This window comes from Geodermatophilus arenarius (genome assembly GCF_042654585.1).
Classification (GTDB): Bacteria; Actinomycetota; Actinomycetes; order Mycobacteriales; family Geodermatophilaceae; genus Geodermatophilus; species Geodermatophilus arenarius.
The window spans coordinates 82212-99284 of sequence record NZ_JBHSGR010000021.1; the positions used below are offsets into that span (position 1 = coordinate 82212).

Below are 17073 nucleotides of genomic sequence, written 5' to 3' on the forward strand. Positions count from 1 at the left end.
TAGCACAGTCGTGCTAGAACGAGGCCGTGCCCAGGACCGTCGACGCCACCGTGCGCCGGAGGCAGCTGGCCGAGGCCGTCTGGCGGGTCATCCGGCGCGACGGCGTCTCGGGCGCCTCGGTGCGCAACGTCGCCCGGGAGGCCGGCACGTCGACGGGCTCGCTGCGGCACTGGTTCGCCACCCAGGACGAGCTCCTGCACTTCGCGATGACCCTCGTGATCGAGCGCGCCCGGGAACGGGCGGAGGCGGTCGCGGCCGCCGGCGGGCCCCTGGTGCCGAGCCTGCTGCGGGTGCTGGAGGAGACCCTCCCCCTCGACGAGGAACGGCGCGCCGAGACGGAGGTCTGGCTGGCGCTCACCGCGCGCGCCCTGGTCGACCCCCGCCTGGCCGAGCTGCGCGACCGGTCGGCCGCCGACCTGCGCGCCTTCTGCGCCCACGCCGTGCAGGCCCTGGTCGCGGCCGGGGAGGCCCGCCCCGACCTGGACCCCGACCTGGAGGCCGAACGGCTGTACGCGGTCCTCGACGGCCTGGCCGTGCACGCCGTGACCCGGCCGTCCACGCTCCCGCCGGACCGGGCCCGGGAGGTGCTCGCGGCGCACCTGCGCTCGCTGGGCGACACGCCCTAGCCCGTTCTACCGATCTCTACGGCGGGGGCTAGACGGGGCCATACGGTGCTCGACGTGGACCCCGTCCGGAACCCCTACGCCCCCGGCGCGGGGCAGCGCCCGCCGGAGCTCGCCGGCCGCGACGACGAGCTGTCGGCCTTCGACGTCGTCCTGGAGCGGATCGCCCGCGGCCGGCCCGAGCGGTCGCTGGTGCTCACCGGGCTGCGCGGCGTGGGCAAGACGGTGCTGCTCAACCAGCTGCGGTCGGCGGCGATCGGCCGCGGCTGGGGCACCGGCAAGATCGAGGCGCGACCGGACCAGTCGCTGCGCCGGCCGGTCTCCTCGGCGCTGCACATGGCCCTGCGCGAGCTGCGCCACCCCGACCAGGAGTCGATGGACGCCGTCCTCGGGACGCTGAAGGCCTTCGCCCAGCGGCTGGCCCCGTCCGACGCGAAGCTGCGGGACCGCTGGCAGCCGGGCATCGACGTGCCCGCCACCACCGGCCGGGCCGACTCCGGCGACATGGAGATCGACCTGGTCGAGCTGCTCAGCGACGCCGCCGGGCTGGCCGCGGACGTCGGCAGGGGCGTCGCGCTGTTCATCGACGAGATGCAGGACGTGCAGGCCCCCGACGTCTCGGCCATCTGCGCGGCCTGCCACGAGCTGTCGCAGCAGGGCGCGCCGCTGATCGTCGTCGGCGCCGGCCTCCCGCACCTGCCGGCGGTGCTGTCGGCGTCGAAGAGCTACTCCGAGCGCCTGTTCCGCTACCTGCGCATCGACCGGCTGGACCGGCCCGCCGCCGACCGCGCGCTGCTGGCGCCCGCCGAGCGCGAGGAGGTCACCTTCGAGCCGGCCGCCCTCGACGCCCTCTACGCGGCCGCCGACGGCTACCCGTACTTCGTGCAGGCCTACGGCAAGGTCACCTGGGACGTCGCGGCGGCCTCCCCCATCACCGCCGACGACGTCGCGATGGCCGCGCCGGTCGCCGAGGCCGAGCTGGCGGTCGGGTTCTTCGGCTCCCGGTACGACCGCGCCACCCCGGCCGAGCGCGAGTACATGCACGCGATGGCCGAGCTCGGGGGTCCGGCCGGCGCCCCGGTGGCGACGTCGGAGGTGGCCGCGACGCTGGGCCGCAAGCCGGCGTCGCTGTCGCCGGCGCGCGACTCGCTGATCAAGAAGGGGCTGGTCTACTCCGCCGAGCGGGGGCAGATCGCCTTCACCGTCCCCCACTTCGGCCGCTACCTCCTGCGCCACCCGGACTAGCGGCCCGGGTGTCGCGTCGGCCTGGCAGGAGGAAGGCGTCCAGGTCGGCGGCGAGGGCCCGCGGGCACTCCCAGTTCGGGCAGTGGCCGGTGCCCTCGTGGATGCGCAGCCGGGCGTCGGGGAGCGCGGCCAGGAGCCGGTCCTGCTGCCCGCGGTCGAACAGCGCGTCCCGGTCGCCCCACACCAGCAGCGTCGGCGCGGTCACGGCCCCGAGCCGGTCGCGGTCGTCGACGGCCACCATCTCCTCCCAGGCGTCCCGGTAGACCCACCCCGGCGCCCGGCGGCCCTCCGCGACCAGTGCGTCGAAGAACGCCGGCTCCACCGGCCGGTACACCGCGCTCGCGGCGAACTCCCGCACGAAGCCCTCGGGGACGTCGTCGGGCAGGTCGGCGATCGCCGCCCGCACCTCCGCGGCCAGCCGCCCGCCCACCCGGTCGGCCGAGTCGACGAGCACCATCCGGTCGACCAGCCCGGGGTGCTCCTCCGCCGCCCGCCGCACCACGAAGCTGCCGTGGGAGTGGCCCACCAGGTGCGCGCGCCCGATCCCGAGCACCTCGCACAGGGCCACCAGGTCCTCGGCGAGCCGGTCCACCGCGTAGCCGGCCCGCGGGTGGTCGGACCCGCCGAACCCGCGCTGGCTGTAGGCGACGACGTGCAGCCGCGGGTCCAGGTGCGCGAGGACGCGGCTCCAGGAGAACCAGGAGTCGGGCCAGCCGTGGACGAGGACGACGACCGGCCCGCCGGGGTCCCCCTGCTCCACGGTCTCCAGCCGCAGCCCGCCCGGGAGGGTCACGGTGCGCGGGCGGAGGGTCTGCGTCGTCCCGGACACGGGGCCTCCCCGGAGCCGTCCCCCCGCACGGCCACGGTAGGGGCGGAGCCCTCCCCGCGGGCCGGTCGGATGCGGCAGGGGCGGCCGCTTCTGCCGCCCGGACGGTTGTTGCGCGCAACCGGGGGCAGGAGCGTCCCGCGCCCGACGTCGTCGAAGCCGGTCTGTGGGGTCTGCTGGGCGGCGCCGCCCTGGTGCTCGGGGCGCTGGTCGCCTGGTTCGTGCGGGTGCCGCAGGCGGTGATCGCCTCGGTCATGGCGTTCGGCTCGGGGGTGCTCATCTCCGCCGTCGCCTTCGACCTGGTGGAGGAGGCCGCCGACACCGGCGGGCTGGGTCCCACCGCGATCGGCTTCCTCGGCGGCGCGGTCGCCTACCTCGCCGCGAACGCGGTGCTGGCCCGGCGCGGCGCCCGGCACCGCAAGCGGTCGGGCGGGGCGGGGAGCGAGCAGCAGCCGTCGGAGGGCGAGCAGGGCGGCAGCGGCGCGGCGATCGCCGTCGGCGCGCTGCTCGACGGCGTCCCGGAGTCGGTCGTCCTGGGGCTCGGCCTGCTCGGCGGCGGCGCGGTGAGCGCGCCGGTCCTGGCGGCGGTCGTCATCTCCAACGTGCCCGAGGGCCTGTCCAGTGCCGCCGGCATGAAGGCCGGCGGACGGCCGGCCGGCTACGTCTTCGGGGTCTGGGGCGGCATCGCGGTGGCCAGCGGCCTGGCCGCGCTGGTCGGGTACGCCGCCCTGGGCAGCGCCCCGCCCGAGGCCATCGCCGTCATCACCGCCGTCGCGGCCGGCGCCATCCTCACGATGATCGCCGACACGATGATCCCGGAGGCCTTCGAGCAGACCCGCACCTGGACCGGCCTGATCACCACCGCGGGGTTCCTCGTCGCCTTCGCGATCGAGCGGCTCGGCGCGTGAGCGGGCAGGGTGGGCCCGTGGCAGAGGCACGCGACCCCGTCCGCATCAGCGTCCCCGTCGACGGCGGCGAGCTGTCCGCCCTGCACTGGGCCGCCGACGCCCCCGGCTCCCCCATCGCCGTGCTGGTCCACGGCATCACCGCCAACGCGATGGCCTGGGCGCGCGTGGCGGCCGCGCTGGCCGGCGAGTTCGAGGTCGTCGCCCCCGACCTGCGCGGGCGGGCCGGCTCGGCCGGGCTGCCCGGCCCCTACGGCCTGGAGCGGCACGCCCGGGACGTCGCCACCCTGCTCGACCGGTTCGGCGCCGACGACGACGCCGGAGCCGACGCCACGGTGGTCGTCGGCCACTCGATGGGTGCGTTCGTGGCCGCGATGGCCGCGGCCGGCCCGGCCCGCGACGAGGTGCACGGGCTGGTCCTGGTCGACGGCGGGCTGGCCCTCGCCCAGCCCCCGGGCGCCGACGTCGACGCGATGCTCTCCGCCGTCCTGGGCCCGTCGCTGGACCGGCTGTCGACGTCGTTCCCCGACGTCGCCGCCGTGCGCGCGTTCTGGGCGCGGCACCCCGCCGTGGGCCCGTGGGTGGACGTGCCCTCGGTGGCCGCCTACCTCGCCCGCGACCTCGCCCCCGGCGGGCCGCCGCTGCGCAGCGCCTGCGTGCCCGAGGCGGTCCGCGTCGACGGCGGGGACGTGCTGCTCAACGAGCGCGTGCTGGAGGCCACCACCGCCCTGCCGGTGCCCGCCACCCTGCTGTGGGCCACGCGCGGCCTGCTCGACCAGACGCCCGGCCTCTACGACGAGGTGCGCCTGGCCTCGCTCGGGCTGGAGCCGGCCGGCATCACCGCGCGCGAGGTGCCCGGCACCAACCACTACTCGGTGCTGTGGGCCGAGGAGGGCGTCGCGGCGATCGCGGACGAGGTCCGGGCGGCCGCCGCCCGGACCTGATCAGGCGGGGTGGCCGAGCAGCGGGGGCAGCACCTCGGGCCCGGCCTCGGCCGGGCGCTCCCCGCCCACCGGGTGCGCCCGGACGGCGAGCACCGCGACGTCGTCCTCGGCGCCGTCGCCGAGCATGCTGGCCAGCAGCCCGTCGCACAGGTCGGCCAGCGACGAGCCGGCCGCGGCCTCGACCAGCCGGCGGAGCTCCTCGCGGCTCTCGTCGAGCGGCACGCCACGCCGCTCGAACAGCCCGTCGGTGAACAGCAGCAGCGTGCTGTCCGCCGGGATGACGTCGTGCCCGTCGGCGCGGGGGCCGCGCCAGCCGATGCCCAGCGGCGGGCCGACCGGCGCGGAGAGGTCGCGGACGGTCCCGTCGGGCAGCAGCAGCATCGGCTCGGGGTGGCCGGCCGTGGCCCAGCGCAGCCGGCGCAGTCCCACGGCCGCCTCGGCCGGGGTCTGCTCGACCCGGCACACCAGCGCGGTGGCCATCGCGGGCACGGCGAGGCCGACCAGGGCGTGGTCGACCCGCCGCAGCACCCCTGCGGGCTCCTCCAGCCGGTCGAAGGCGATGGCGCGGACCAGCGTCTTGACCTGCCCCATGGCCGCGGCGGCCTCGATGTCGTGGCCCATGACGTCGCCGATCACCAGCACGGTGTCGCCGTCGGGCTGCAGGAACGCGTCGTACCAGTCACCGCCGATGGACACCCCGCGGGTGGCGGGCCGGTAGCGGACGGCGAGCTCGAGGTGGTCGGGCTGCACCGGCGGGGACAGCAGACTGTGCTGCATCCGCTCGGCCACCTGCTGGGCGGCGCTGGCCAGCCGGGCGTTGTCCAGGGCCAGCGCGGCCCGCCGGGAGGCGATCTCGGCGGTGCGCAGCTCGGCGTCGGTGTGCGGGCCCCGCTCGGGCCCGTTGACCAGCGTGAACGCGCCGAACACCTCGCCGCGGGCGAGCAGCGGGAAGGTGGCGACGGCGGACACCCGCAGCGGCGCCAGCGCCTCGCGGCTGGCCTCGTCGGCGACCATCACCCGGACGTCGTCGTCGGTGACCTGCGGGAGGACCACCGGCCGCCCGCTGGCCAGCGCCGTGGGCACCGGGGCGTTGGGCCGGTTGCTGCGCACCCGCAGGTCGGCGTAGCGGTGCATCGCCGGCACCATCGCCGGGTCGCTGTGCGCGCGGCCGACGTCGCGGCGGGTGCCGTCGGGGTCGACGACGCTGACCAGGCACCAGTCGGCCAGCAGGGGCACGACCAGGTCCGCGAACCGGGCGACGGCCTCGTCGACGTCGGTGGTCGACGTCATCGCCTGGCTGATGTCGCCGAGCAGCACCAGGTGGCGGGCCGACACCTCGGCCCGCGCCGCGGCCGCGGCCGCCTCCGCGGCGGCGGACTCGCGGGCCGCGACGGCCGCGGCGCGCTCCTCCTCGGTGCGCCGGCGCTGCGTGACGTCGTCGTAGGTGACCACCAGGCCGGCCCCGGTGAGGAACGCGTCGGCGCGGAACCACCGCCCCAGCGGGGGGAAGAACGCCTCGGTGGTGCCGGACTCGCCGGTCTCGCGGACGTGCCGGTACAGCTCCTCGAACGGTCCCCCGACCGCCTCCGGGAACTCCTCCCAGATGCCCCGGCCCTGCAGCCCCGCGACGGTGCGCTCGAGGACCGCGGCCCCGGCCGGGTTGACGTAGCGGAACCGCCAGTCGTCGTCGAGGACGAACAGCGGCCGGTCCATGCCCTCCACGGCCTGGACGAGCAGGTCACTGGGCGGCGGAGCGGCGCCGTCCGGGGTCATGGGGCCATGCTGCCCCATCCCCGGCGGCCGGCCCGCCTGCGGTCCCTCGTCGTGGGGAACGGTCCGGCGCGGACCCGTTGGCAGCGCGGCCCGGGCGCGGAACGATCGGGGCCGGCCCGTGGCGTCCGGCACCCGTCCGCCGGTGCGGACGGCCGGCGAGGAGGTGCGGGCATGGCCGATCCGCTGCCGGCCCCGCCCGCCGGTCCGGGAGCGGGGTGGCGGCAGGACGCGCAGCACCGGGCGACCGTGCCCCTCGCCTGCCGGCTGCCCGACCCCGCGGCCCTCGCCGCCCTGGCGGACCGCCTGCCGGCCGCCGTCCTGGCGCTCGACCCGGCCGGCCGGCTGACCTGGCTCAACGCCGCCGCAGCGCGGCTGCTGGGCGGCACCGCCGCCGGGCTGACCGGCCGGCCGCTGGACGACGGCGTGCCCGGCGCCACCGGCCACGTCCTGGCCCAGGCCTGCTCCGAGGCGGCCGCCACCGGCGAGCCGGTGACCGTCGCCGCCGGGGACGGCTGGTACGAGGTGCGGGCCCTGCCCGGGCCCGAGGGGCTCGCGGTGACGGTCACCGACGTCACCGCCCGGCGCGCGGTGCAGGAGCAGGCCGACCGCGCCGCGGCCCGCGCGACCCTGTTGGTGCGGGTCAGCGGGGAGCTCTCCGGCGCGCTCGACGGCGTCTCGGCGCTGGGCCGGCTGGCGCGGCTGGTGGTGCCGGTGCTGACCGACGGCTGCGTAGTCACCGTCGTCGACCGGGAGGGCCGCGCCCGCGACGTCGGCTCCTGGCACGCCGACCCCGAGCGCCGCGAGCTGCTGGCCCGCTACACCCGGGTGCGGCTGGAGCGCATGTCGCCGTCCTCCCCCGTGGCGCAGGCACTGCGCGCGGGCACGCCGCTGACCACCTGCGTCGCCGACGTCCTGGAGGACATGACCGACGAGGACGCGCGCGAGATGCTGCGCGGCCTGCGCGCGGAGTCGGTGGTGGTCCTCCCCCTGCCCGCCGAGTCGCGGACCGTCGGCGTGCTCACCCTCTACCTCGACGCCGGCCGCACGCTGAGCGAGGCCGACCTCGCCACCGCGCGGGCGGTCGCGGTGCAGGCCGGCCGCGCGGTGGACCGGGTCGGGCGGCAGAGCCGGCAGATCCAGCTGGCCGAGGCGCTGCAGCGCAGCCTGCTCACCGACCCGCCGTCGTTCCCCGGACTGGAGGTCGCCGTGCGGTACCTGCCGGCGGCCGAGGCGGCCCGGGTGGGCGGGGACTGGTACGACGCCTTCTCCTCCCCCACCGGCGACCCGGTCGTGGCGATCGGCGACGTCGTCGGCCACGACACCGCGGCCGCGGCGACGATGGGCCAGCTGCGCGGCCTGCTGCGGGGGATCGCGCACGCCCGCGGCGCCGGTCCCGCGGAGGTGCTGCACGGCCTGGACGAGGCCATGGCGGACATGCACCCGGAGACGCTGGCCACGGCCGCGGTCGCCCGGCTGGAGGACGGCGGCCGGCGGCTGCGGTGGGCCAACGCCGGGCACCCGCCCCCGGTGCTGCTGCTGCCCGGCGGCCGGGTCGTCGCGCTCGACCACGGCGACCCGATCGGCGACCTGGCGCTGGGCGTGGACGCGACGGCCGAGCGGCGCGAGTCGGCGGTCGCCCTTGTCCCGGGGACGACGGTGCTGCTGCACACCGACGGGTTGGTGGAGCGGCGCGGCAGCACGCTCGACGCGGACACCGCCCGCCTGCACGACGTGCTGGCCGGGCTCGCCGGCCGGCCGCTGCCGCAGCTGTGCGACGAGCTGCTCGCCCGCCTGGTGCCCGGCCCGCCCGAGGACGACGTCGCGCTGCTCGCGGTGCGCGTCGGGGCGGGGTGAGCCGAGATCCGGCTCACCCCGCGGAGGCAGGTGGGCGCCGGCAGGGTTGGGCCGCCGGCCGGCTGGGCACCGAGTCATCGTCCGAGCAACAGGACGACGACGGAGAAGAGGTCATGGGCCGACTGACCTGGCCGCTGCGCCCGCTGCCCGACGGGCGCGGCGAGCTGTGGCGCCGGGACCTGAGGGGCCTCGCCGAGCTGCCCGCCGCACGGGCCGGCCTCCGCGACCACCTCAGCAGCGTCGGCTTCCCGCGGGACGACGACCCGGCCACCGACCGGATGATCCTGGCCTTCGACGAGCTGGCCTCCAACGCGCTGCGGCACGGCGTCTCGCCGGTCGTCGCGACCGTGGTGGCCGGCTCCGGCGGCTGGCTGCTCGACGTGAGCGACCGCGACCCCGACACCATGCCGGCGCCCGCGGTCGGCCGGGACCCCGCGCAGGGCGGGCTGGGTCTCTACCTGGTGGCCCGGCTGTCGGTGGCCCACGGCTGGTACGTCGACGACGGCTGCAAGCACGTGTGGGCCTGCCTGCCGACGACCTTCGAGGAGTGCGCGGCCACCGCCTCCTGAGGACGCGGGCGCGCCCGGGGCGGCGGGGAGGGCGGTCCCTGCGCCGCCCCGGGGCGGCCGGTGCGGGCGCTCCCGGCCGGGTCCCGGCCGGGAGCGCCCGTCGGTCAGGAGGGGACCACCAGCGACAGCCGGCCCTTGCCGTAGCCGGGGACCTCGACGGCGAGGTCGAGCCGGTTGAAGGCGGCGAGCATGCCGGCGACGTCGCCCGGCAGGTCGTCGCCCGGCGCGTACAGCTGGTAGAGCTTCGAGTGCGGGGCACCGGGCACGTTGAACAGCGCCGACAGGACGTTGACGACCTCGTGCAGGGCCTCGGTGAGCATGGCGGTGAGCTCCCCGTCCTCCTCCACGACGTCCTGGACGCCGCCCGGGGGCAGCAGGGCCAGCGCGCCGCCGGTCCAGGCCGACAGCGGCAGGTCCATGACGCACAGCGCGTTGACGGCCATGGTCGGGCTGACGTAGACGGCCACCGAGACGGGGTCCTTCTCGGTCGGCGTCACCGGGGCGCCCGGCGTCACCGCGACGGGCTTGCCGACGAGGCCGGACAGCATGTCCTTGACGGCCTTGGCGTCGGGCAGGACGACGGTCAGCGGCGCGGTCACGCGAGCACCCCGTCGAGGTGCTCGGTGAAGGTGTCCGCGGTGAACGGCTTGGCGATGAGGAACAGCGCGCCGGCGTCGGCGGCCTTCTCCCGCATCTCGGCCGACCCCTCCGAGGTCACGAAGCCGAACGGGACGGTCGAGCCCGAGCCGCGCAGCGCCTGCAGGCACTCCAGGCCGCTCATGTTGGGCATGTTCCAGTCCGACAGGACCAGGTCCGGGCTCTCGCTCTGCACCTTGTCGTAGGCGTCGCGGCCGTCCTCGGCCTCGACGATGTCGTGGTCGTCGTAGCCGGCCTGCCGCAGGGTGCGGATGACGATCTGCCGCATGACGCGGCTGTCGTCGGCGACCAGGATCTTCACAGGGGCACCTCGTTCTCTTCCTCGGCGTGCGACTGCACGGAGACGGTCAGGGGCTCACCGCGCCACAGGACGGCGACGCGGCAGGTGTCGGCCTCGCGGCCGGCAGGCGGGGTGGCGCCGGTCTCGGGCAGGCCGAGCACCGACGGGCCGGGGAGGACGGCCTTGACGTTCCCGCCGACGACGTTGGCGAGCTCGCCCAGCGCGTCGTCGACGTCCTCCTCCTCGAGCGCGGCGGGGGCGTGCTCGCGGAGCAGGGCCCGGGTCAGCTCCTGCGCCGTCCCCCGGCCGCAGGTGAGCACGACGGCGCCGGTCCACGGGCCGACGATCTCGACCCAGGCGCTGCGCGTGTCCGCGGGCAGCGGCGCCGGCAGCGGGACGAGCACCTCGTCCTCGCCGACGAGCGCGCACCACGCCTGCTCGGTGATCCCCTGGACCGTCGCCTCGTCGATCAGCTCGCGGACCGCCGGCGGGCGGTCGGACGCGCGGCGGCGCAGCCCGGTGTCCGGACGGATCACAGCGAGACCTCCTGCGGGAGCAGGCCGAGCAGCGCGAGCTTGTCGCGGATGGCGTCGGCGGTGAACGGCTTGATGACGTACTCGTGGGCGCCGGCGGCCAGCGCGCGCACGATCTGGCCGTGCTCGCTCTCGGACGTGACCATCACCAGCGTCACCGCGCGCCAGGCCGGGTTGGCGCGGACGGCGTTGACGAACTGCAGGCCGTCCATCACCGGCATGTTCCAGTCGATCGTGCAGAGGTCGGGCACCCAGCCCTCGTGGAGGACGTCGAGCGCCTCCTGGCCGTGGCCGGCCTGCCGGGTCTCGTAGCCGAACCCCTCGAGGGTCCCGGTCACGATGCGCCGCATGGCGCGGGAGTCGTCGATCACCAGAGCACGCACGGTCATGCCCCCTTCAGCGGGCGGTAGGCGGAGCTGCGGCCGAGCACGACCCGGCTCCAGGAGTCGTCGACGCCGAGGGTGGTCTCGGCGGCACCGAGGAACAGCCAGCCGTCGGGGCGCATGAGCTCCCGCACCCGGCGGAGGATCGCCTGCTTGGTGGGCAGGTCGAAGTAGATGAGCACGTTGCGCAGGTAGACGACGTCGAACGGGCCCATCCGCGGCAGCGGGGCGGCCAGGTTGCACTCCCGGGCGGTGACCATGCGGCGCAGGCCCGGGGCGACCTCCCACTCGCTGCCGGCCCGCTGGAAGTGGCGGACCAGCATCGGCGCGGGCAGGCCGCGGTTCACCTCGAGCTGGCTGAACCGGCCGGCCCGGGTGCGCTCCACCATCTCGCGGGAGATGTCGGTGGCCGTGATCGAGACCCGCGCCGAGGCGTTGGGCAGCGCGTCCTCGAGCAGCATCGCGACCGTGTAGGGCTCCTGGCCGCTGGAGCAGGCGGCCGACCAGATCTGCAGCCGCTCGGCGGGACCGCGGGCGGACAGCAGCGAGGGCAGCACGGTCGAGGTCAGGGCGGTGAACGGGTCGCCGTCGCGGAACCACGAGGTCTCGTTGGTGGTCAGCGCCTCGACGATGGAGCGGGTGTCGTCCGGGCGGGGGCGGCTGCGGACGGAGTCGACGAACGCGTCGACGTCGGTCAGCCCCATCCTGCGGGCCAGGGGCAGCAGGCGGGCCTCGACGAGGTACTCCTTGCCCGGCGCGAGGACGATCGCGCTCTCCCGGTGCACCAGCTGGCGCACCCAGTCGAAGCGGGTGGCGGTGAGGGTCATCGTGGTGCTCCCGTCGCGTGGATCAGGGGGGCGGGCTGCGGCGGGATGCCGGGGACGGCGCGGCCGAGGTGGCGGGTGATCGCCTCGGCGACGCGGTCGAGCGGGAGGACCTCGTCGGCGAGGCCGGCGGAGGCGACGGCGCCGGGCATGCCCCACACGACCGAGGTGGCCTGGTCCTGGACGACGACGGTGCCGCCGGCGTCGCGGACGGCACCCGCGCCGCTGCGGCCGTCGGAGCCCATGCCGGTGAGCACCACGGCGAGGACGGCGCCGTCGTAGGCGGTCACCGCGCTCCGGAACAGCGGGTCGACGGCGGGCCGGCAGAAGTTCTCCGGCGGGCCCTGCGACAGGACCGTCGTCGCGCCGCGGCCGGTGCCGCGCACGGTGAGGTGGTGGTCGCCGGGGGCCAGGTGGACGGTGCCGGGCAGCAGCGGCGAGCCGTCGGCGGCCTCGACGACGCGCAGCGCGGAGAGGCGGTCCAGCCGCTGGGCGAACTGGCGGGTGAAGACCGGCGGCATGTGCTGCACGAGCAGGACCGGCACCGGGAGGGCGGCCGGCAGCGCGGGGAGGACCCGGGCCAGCGCCTCGGGGCCGCCGGTGGAGGAGCCGATGACCAGCACCGCGGGCGCCTTGTGCGGCGCGCTGCGCGGCGCCGGCGGGCGGGGTGCGACGGGGGCCGCCACGGGGCGGGCCGCGCCGAGGCCGACCGGGCGCCCGGTGAGGGCCTTGATCTTCGGGATGAGCTGCTCGCGGACGCTCTCCATCGACTGCGCGACGCTGCCGACGTTGGCCGGCTTGGTGACGTAGTCGTTGGCGCCGGCGGAGAGGGCGTCGAGGGTCGCCGCGGCGCCGCGCTCGGTGAGCGTGCTGAACATGACGATCGGCACCCGGTCGCGGCGGGCCCGGATGGCGCGGACCGCCTCGATGCCGTTCATCTCCGGCATCTCGATGTCCATCGTGACCAGGTCGGGCTTGAGCGCGTCCAGCTTGACGAGCGCGAGCCTGCCGTTGACCGCCGTGCCGACGACCTCGATGGCGGGGTCGGAGGACAGCACGTCGGTCACGATCTTGCGGACGACGACCGAGTCGTCGACCACCAGCACGCGGATCGGGTCCACACGTCCTCCTGCTCCGGCGACGACGGCCGGCGGGGGCCGTCGTCGGGGTCTCGGCAGCGCGGCGGGGGGCCTCAAGGTCAGCTCCGGGCTGTTCCGGAACGTCCTCGGGCGTCCCACCCGCATCGCCTGTCCCAGGAGTTGTCGGCCGTCCCACCCGCCGGGTTGACGCGGGCAGCGCAACCGTTACGGGGTGGGCGGTGACCACGGGCCCCGCGGGGACTTGTCGACCCGCGTGCCGGTGGCGGGGAGCAGCCGGCGCGCGCCCGACCTGCGCGGCCCCGGGGATCGGCGGGTCGACCCTCGGCTCGTCGCCGCTCCCGGCGGCGTGTCACCCCGTGCCGGCGGCGACGACTCGATTCTCGACCGGGAGGCGGCGGGCGGTCGGGCGCCCGCGCGGCTCAGCGGCCGGTGGCGCGGTGCCAGGGGGCGAGCAGCACGCCCAGGGCGCTCGCGTCGAGCAGGTCGCCCATCGTCAGCGCCTGGACGACGCCCGCGAGGGCGTTCCACGAGCCCGTGGCGCCGTCGTGGGCGTCGAGGCCGCCGTCGGCGAACGCGCGGACGGCGAGCAGCTGGGCGGTGGCGAGCGTCCGGGTGCGGCCGGAGACGTGCGCGGCCCACGCGGCCTCGTGCATGGCGGCCGCCCACGGGCGCCGGGTGGCGCGGCCCTCGTCGACGGCGGCCCGCCAGCGCTCGCGGCCGCGGGCGTCCAGGCCGGCGAAGGTGGCCAGCAGCGAGCTCAGCTCGGGCGTGGCCGGGCCGAGGTCGGCGTCCGCGCCGCGGGTGCCGGCGTCCGGGACGGCGGCGTGGAACGGCGCCACCAGCTCGCGGTGCACGAGCCGCGGCAGCATGTCGGCGGCCCACTCCCCCACCGCGGCGTCGGCGAGGACCTCGGCGGCCTGCTCGCGGACGTCGTCGTCGGCCTGGGTGAACGCGCCGTGCTCGGGGCCGAGGACGTCCTCGCGCAGCAGCCGCTCCAGGGCCGCGGCGTTGCCGATGGTGCCGCGCTCGAGCTGGGCGACCAGGACGGCGGCGCGGTCCTCCCCCGGCTCCGGGGACACGGAGCGCAGCTGGGGCACCGCGGCGGCGAGCTCGCGGGCGCGGCGGGCGCGGACGGCCAGGACGGTGCGCTGGTCGCGGTCGGCGCCGCGGGAGCGGGCACCATCGGCGATCGCGGTGAGCTCGGCGGGGCCGGCGGTGAGCCCGGTGAGCAGCACGTCGGCGACGGCGCGGCCGGCGGGCAGCCGCACCAGGTCGAACCCGAGCGTCGCGGCACTGACCAGCGAGTACGGCACGTCTCCCCCTCCGACGGCACCGCCGTCGAGCAGGCGGTCAGCCCATGCTCGCGGTGATCACCCCGCAACGCCACGCGGCCGTCACCCGATCGCCGGAGGGGCGAGGGGTGACGGCCGCGTGTCGGAACCGGTCGGGTGAGGCGTCAGTGACGCTGTGTCACGCGCCGACCGCCTTCTGCACGTCGAGCGCCAGGAGCAGCTGCCCGTCGAGCTTGTAGGCGCCGCGGATGAGCTCCCGGGCCTGCCCGTCGAGGGTGTCCGGCGGGGCCTCGAAGTCGGCCGCGTCGACGTCGACGACGTCGGCGATCGAGTCGACCAGCAGGCTCACCGCCTCGCCGTGCAGCCGCACCACGATGACGACGGCGTCGGTGCCGGCCGGCCGCGGCGGGCGGCCCAGCCGCTCGCGCAGCTCGATGGCGGTGACCACCTGGCCGCGCAGGTTGATCAGCCCGGCGACGGCCGGCGGGGCCAGCGGCACCCGGGTCAGCTTCTGGCTGCGCAGCACCTCCTGCACGTGCTCCACCTCGACGCCGTACAGGTCGCCGTCGAGCCGGAAGGTGGCCAGCTGCCCGCTGGTGGCGCGGGTGGCGGTCTCGATGGTCACGTCAGACCTCCAGCAGAGCGGACGCGGGGGAGTGGTCGTCGGTGGCGTAGAACGCCGGGTCGGCCGCGAGGATCGCGGCGCGGACGTCGAGCAGCTCGGTCACCTTGTCGCCGAGGACGGCGGAGCCGAGCAGGCCCATGTCGTCGATGTCGCTGCGGACGGCGGCGCCGCCGTCGACGATGTCGAGGATCTCCTCGACGACGATCGCGACGCTGCGGCCGTGGTCGCTGTAGACGATGACCTCGAGCACCTCGCGCTCGCTCGTGCCGTAGGCGCCCAGGTGCCGGTCGAGCCGGACGATCGGCAGGATCGCGCCCCGGTACTGCACGACCTCCCGGTTGCCGACCCGCTCGACGGCCTCGGCGCGCACCTGCTCGAGGCGGGTGACGGTGTCCAGCGGGATCGCCACGCGGCGCCCCTCGCCGATCGCGGCCAGCAGCATGCGCTGGCGCTCGGTCTCGCCGCCGCCGGTGCCGGCGGCGGCCGCCCCGCGGGCCTCCTGCCGCTCGCTGCTCTCGGTGCGCAGCGCGCGGCGGGCCAGGGCCTGGACGTCGAGGATGAGCGCCACCGCGCCGTCGCCGAGGACGGTCGCGCCGGAGTAGAGGCCGATCGCCTTGAGCTGGCCGCCGACGGCTTTGACCACGATCTCCTCGGTGTTGATGACCCGGTCGACGACGAGGCCGAAGCGCCGGCCCTCCGACCGCAGGACCGCGATGACGACGTGGCCGTCGTGCCGGTCAGAAGCGAGGCCGAGGACGTCGGTGAGCCGGACGAGGGGGAGCAGCTCGCCGCGCAGCCGGTAGACCGGTGCGCCGCCGACCTCCTCGACGGCGTTGGCCGCCTTCTCGGCGTCGAGGCTGACCAGCTCCTGCAGGCTGATCTGCGGGATGGCGTAGCGGTCGCCGGCGCACTCCACGGTCAGCGCCGGGACGATCGCCAGGGTCAGCGGGATGCGCAGCCGGCAGACGGTGCCGCGGCCGGGCTCGGACTCGACCTCGATCGTGCCGCCGATGGCCTCGATGTTGGTCTTGACGACGTCCATGCCGACGCCGCGGCCGGAGACGTTGGTGACCGCGGCGGCCGTGGAGAAGCCCGGCAGGAAGATGAGCTGGAAGACGTCGGCCGGGCTCATCCGCGCCAGCTGGTCGGCGGTGACGAGGCCGCGCTCGACGGCCTTGGCACCGACCTTGACCGGGTCGATGCCGGCGCCGTCGTCGGCGACCTCGACGACGACCTGCCCGCTCTCGTGCTTGGCGCGCAGGGTGAGCACGCCCTCGGCGGGCTTGCCGGCGGCGCGGCGGCGGTCGGGGGCCTCGATGCCGTGGTCGACGGAGTTGCGGACCAGGTGGGTCAGCGGGTCCTTGACCGCCTCGAGCAGCGTCTTGTCCAGCTCGGTGTCCCGGCCCTCCATCTCCAGGCGGACGCTCTTGCCGCACTGGATGCCGAGGTCGCGGACGACACGCGGCAGCTTGGACCAGATGTGGTCGATCGGCTGCATGCGCGTCTTCATGACGCCCTCCTGCAGCTCGCTGGCGATGAGGTTGAGCCGCTGCGAGGCGCGCACCAGGTCGGTGTCGGTGGAGCGGCCCACGTACTGGACGATCTGGTTGCGGGTCAGCACCAGCTCGCCGACCAGCAGCATCAGCGAGTCGAGCAGGTCGACGTCGACGCGGATGGTCGAGTCGGCGACGGCGCGGCGCTGCTGAGCACCCTGGCCCTCGGGGCGGGCGGCCCCGGCCGGCAGGCCGCCGTCGGCGTGGTCGTCGTGCACCTCGTCGTGGTGCTCGTCGTGCACCTCGTCGTGGACGGGCTCGGGCTCCGTCTCGGCGGCCGCCTCGACCACGGCCTCGGCGGCCGCGACGACCTCCGCGGCGGCCTCCGGAGCGATCTCCGGGGCGATCTCCGGGGCGACCTCGGCGGGCGCCCCGGCGACGGCGACGGGCGCAGGGGCGGGGGCGGGGGAGTCCTCCATGGCCGCACTGATCTCGGCGACGACGGCGGAGACATCCACGCCGCCCTCGCCGCCGGTGGCCTCGATGGAGGCGAGCAGCGAGCGGACGGTGTCGACCATCCGCAGCAGCACGCTGGTGCGCTCGGGGGTCAGCGCGAGGACGCCGTCCCGCAGCCGGGAGAGCATGTTCTCCCCGACGTGGGTGACCTCCTCGAGCCGGCCGAAGGCGAGGAAGCCGCTGGTGCCCTTGATCGTGTGGATGGTGCGGAAGATGCTCGAGAGCCGCTCGCGGGAGTCGGGCTCCTGCTCGAGGGCGACCAGGTCCGTGTCGAGCTGGTCGAGGTTCTCGTGGCTCTCGACGAGGAACTCCTCGACGATGTCGTCCAGACCGTCCACCGTTGCCTTCTCTCTCGCGTGCAGGGGACGGATCCGTCCCCGGATGGTCTTCGGCGGCCCGCCGTCGGACTCAAGGTGAGCGCCGGGCGGCCGCGGGGGTGTCGGGGCGCCTCCCGCGGCCGGCCCCGGAGGCCGGCCGCGGGAGGTGGCCCCCTGCCGGGCCCCGCCGCGGGCGTGCGGGCGGTGGGGGCAGGGGCGGCCCTCTCAGTACGTGAAGCGGGCGACGCTGGTGCGCAGGTCGGCGGCCATGCGGGAGAGCTCGTCGACGGCGGTGCGCGTCTGGGTCAGCGCCT

The 17073-nt window shown here is 76.4% G+C and carries 17 protein-coding genes; 6 read left to right on the forward strand and 11 right to left on the reverse strand.

The window, feature by feature from the left end:
- Window positions 1–26 precede the first annotated feature (26 nt).
- Window positions 27–626, forward strand: coding sequence for a TetR/AcrR family transcriptional regulator (locus tag ACFO3M_RS17870; RefSeq protein WP_387991853.1), 600 nt, complete (start codon window positions 27–29; stop codon window positions 624–626).
- A gap of 54 nt (window positions 627–680) precedes the next feature.
- Complete coding sequence (locus ACFO3M_RS17875; RefSeq protein ID WP_387991856.1) at window positions 681–1868, forward strand: AAA family ATPase; 1188 nt, start codon at window positions 681–683, stop codon at window positions 1866–1868.
- Here ACFO3M_RS17875 and ACFO3M_RS17880 read toward each other — a convergent pair.
- Window positions 1822–2697, reverse strand: a complete 876-nt coding sequence (locus ACFO3M_RS17880) for an alpha/beta fold hydrolase (RefSeq protein WP_387991859.1) — start codon at window positions 2695–2697, stop codon at window positions 1822–1824. The two genes, ACFO3M_RS17875 and ACFO3M_RS17880, sit on opposite strands and share 47 nt — an antisense overlap.
- A gap of 191 nt (window positions 2698–2888) precedes the next feature.
- Here ACFO3M_RS17880 and ACFO3M_RS17885 point away from each other — a divergent pair, with 191 nt between their 5' ends.
- Entirely contained in the window at window positions 2889–3602 is a 714-nt protein-coding gene (locus ACFO3M_RS17885) for a ZIP family metal transporter (RefSeq protein ID WP_387991862.1), read from the forward strand.
- 17 nt (window positions 3603–3619) lie between these two features.
- The gene (locus ACFO3M_RS17890) at window positions 3620–4543 is read left to right on the forward strand and encodes an alpha/beta fold hydrolase (protein ID WP_387991865.1); all 924 of its coding nucleotides are present in this window, start codon (window positions 3620–3622) and stop codon (window positions 4541–4543) included.
- Here the strand turns inward: ACFO3M_RS17890 and ACFO3M_RS17895 are convergent, their stop codons facing one another.
- A complete protein-coding gene (locus ACFO3M_RS17895) occupies window positions 4544–6316 on the reverse strand; it encodes a SpoIIE family protein phosphatase (RefSeq protein WP_387991868.1) in 1773 nt (590 codons plus the stop codon).
- Window positions 6317–6487: 171 nt separating this feature from the next.
- Between ACFO3M_RS17895 and ACFO3M_RS17900 the strand changes: the two genes are divergently transcribed.
- Window positions 6488–8170 (forward strand): SpoIIE family protein phosphatase, encoded by a 1683-nt coding sequence (locus ACFO3M_RS17900; protein WP_387991871.1) that lies wholly within the window; start codon window positions 6488–6490, stop codon window positions 8168–8170.
- Between the two features lie 113 nt (window positions 8171–8283).
- Window positions 8284–8739 carry an ATP-binding protein gene (locus ACFO3M_RS17905; RefSeq protein ID WP_387991874.1) on the forward strand — a complete coding sequence of 152 codons (456 nt, stop codon included), beginning with the start codon at window positions 8284–8286 and terminating at the stop codon, window positions 8737–8739.
- 104 nt (window positions 8740–8843) lie between these two features.
- Here ACFO3M_RS17905 and ACFO3M_RS17910 read toward each other — a convergent pair whose 3' ends face one another.
- The 9 genes from ACFO3M_RS17910 to ACFO3M_RS17950 form a co-directional block, all read right to left on the reverse strand.
- Window positions 8844–9338, reverse strand: coding sequence for a hypothetical protein (locus ACFO3M_RS17910; protein ID WP_387991877.1), 495 nt, complete (start codon window positions 9336–9338; stop codon window positions 8844–8846).
- Complete coding sequence (locus tag ACFO3M_RS17915) at window positions 9335–9697, reverse strand: response regulator (protein ID WP_387991880.1); 363 nt, start codon at window positions 9695–9697, stop codon at window positions 9335–9337. The genes ACFO3M_RS17910 and ACFO3M_RS17915 overlap by 4 nt, the downstream gene beginning before the upstream one ends.
- Window positions 9694–10212, reverse strand: coding sequence for a chemotaxis protein CheX (locus tag ACFO3M_RS17920; protein WP_387991883.1), 519 nt, complete (start codon window positions 10210–10212; stop codon window positions 9694–9696). The genes ACFO3M_RS17915 and ACFO3M_RS17920 overlap by 4 nt, the downstream gene beginning before the upstream one ends.
- Window positions 10209–10598, reverse strand: a complete 390-nt coding sequence (locus ACFO3M_RS17925; protein WP_387991886.1) for a response regulator — start codon at window positions 10596–10598, stop codon at window positions 10209–10211. The genes ACFO3M_RS17920 and ACFO3M_RS17925 overlap by 4 nt, the downstream gene beginning before the upstream one ends.
- Window positions 10595–11419, reverse strand: coding sequence for a CheR family methyltransferase (locus tag ACFO3M_RS17930; protein WP_387991888.1), 825 nt, complete (start codon window positions 11417–11419; stop codon window positions 10595–10597). Before ACFO3M_RS17930 ends, ACFO3M_RS17925 begins: the two co-directional genes overlap by 4 nt.
- A complete protein-coding gene (locus tag ACFO3M_RS17935) occupies window positions 11416–12537 on the reverse strand; it encodes a protein-glutamate methylesterase/protein-glutamine glutaminase (protein WP_387991891.1) in 1122 nt (373 codons plus the stop codon). Before ACFO3M_RS17935 ends, ACFO3M_RS17930 begins: the two co-directional genes overlap by 4 nt.
- 398 nt (window positions 12538–12935) lie before the next feature.
- Complete coding sequence (locus ACFO3M_RS17940) at window positions 12936–13829, reverse strand: hypothetical protein (protein ID WP_387991894.1); 894 nt, start codon at window positions 13827–13829, stop codon at window positions 12936–12938.
- Window positions 13830–13986: 157 nt separating this feature from the next.
- Window positions 13987–14433 (reverse strand): chemotaxis protein CheW, encoded by a 447-nt coding sequence (locus tag ACFO3M_RS17945; RefSeq protein ID WP_387991897.1) that lies wholly within the window; start codon window positions 14431–14433, stop codon window positions 13987–13989.
- A gap of 1 nt (window position 14434) precedes the next feature.
- On the reverse strand, window positions 14435–16780 hold the full coding sequence (locus tag ACFO3M_RS17950) for a chemotaxis protein CheA (protein ID WP_387991900.1): 2346 nt from the start codon (window positions 16778–16780) through the stop codon (window positions 14435–14437).
- Between the last annotated feature and the right edge of the window lie 293 nt (window positions 16781–17073).

Excerpts from the sequence above, each read along its gene's own strand:
- ACFO3M_RS17905 (WP_387991874.1), top strand. The coding sequence starts at position 8,284 with ATGGGCCGACTGACCTGGCCGCTGCGCCCGCTGCCCGACGGGCGCGGC.
- ACFO3M_RS17930 (WP_387991888.1), bottom strand. The coding sequence starts at position 11,419 with ATGACCCTCACCGCCACCCGCTTCGACTGGGTGCGCCAGCTGGTGCAC.
- ACFO3M_RS17925 (WP_387991886.1), bottom strand. The coding sequence starts at position 10,598 with ATGACCGTGCGTGCTCTGGTGATCGACGACTCCCGCGCCATGCGGCGC.
- ACFO3M_RS17895 (WP_387991868.1), bottom strand. The coding sequence starts at position 6,316 with ATGACCCCGGACGGCGCCGCTCCGCCGCCCAGTGACCTGCTCGTCCAG.
- ACFO3M_RS17900 (WP_387991871.1), top strand. The coding sequence starts at position 6,488 with ATGGCCGATCCGCTGCCGGCCCCGCCCGCCGGTCCGGGAGCGGGGTGG.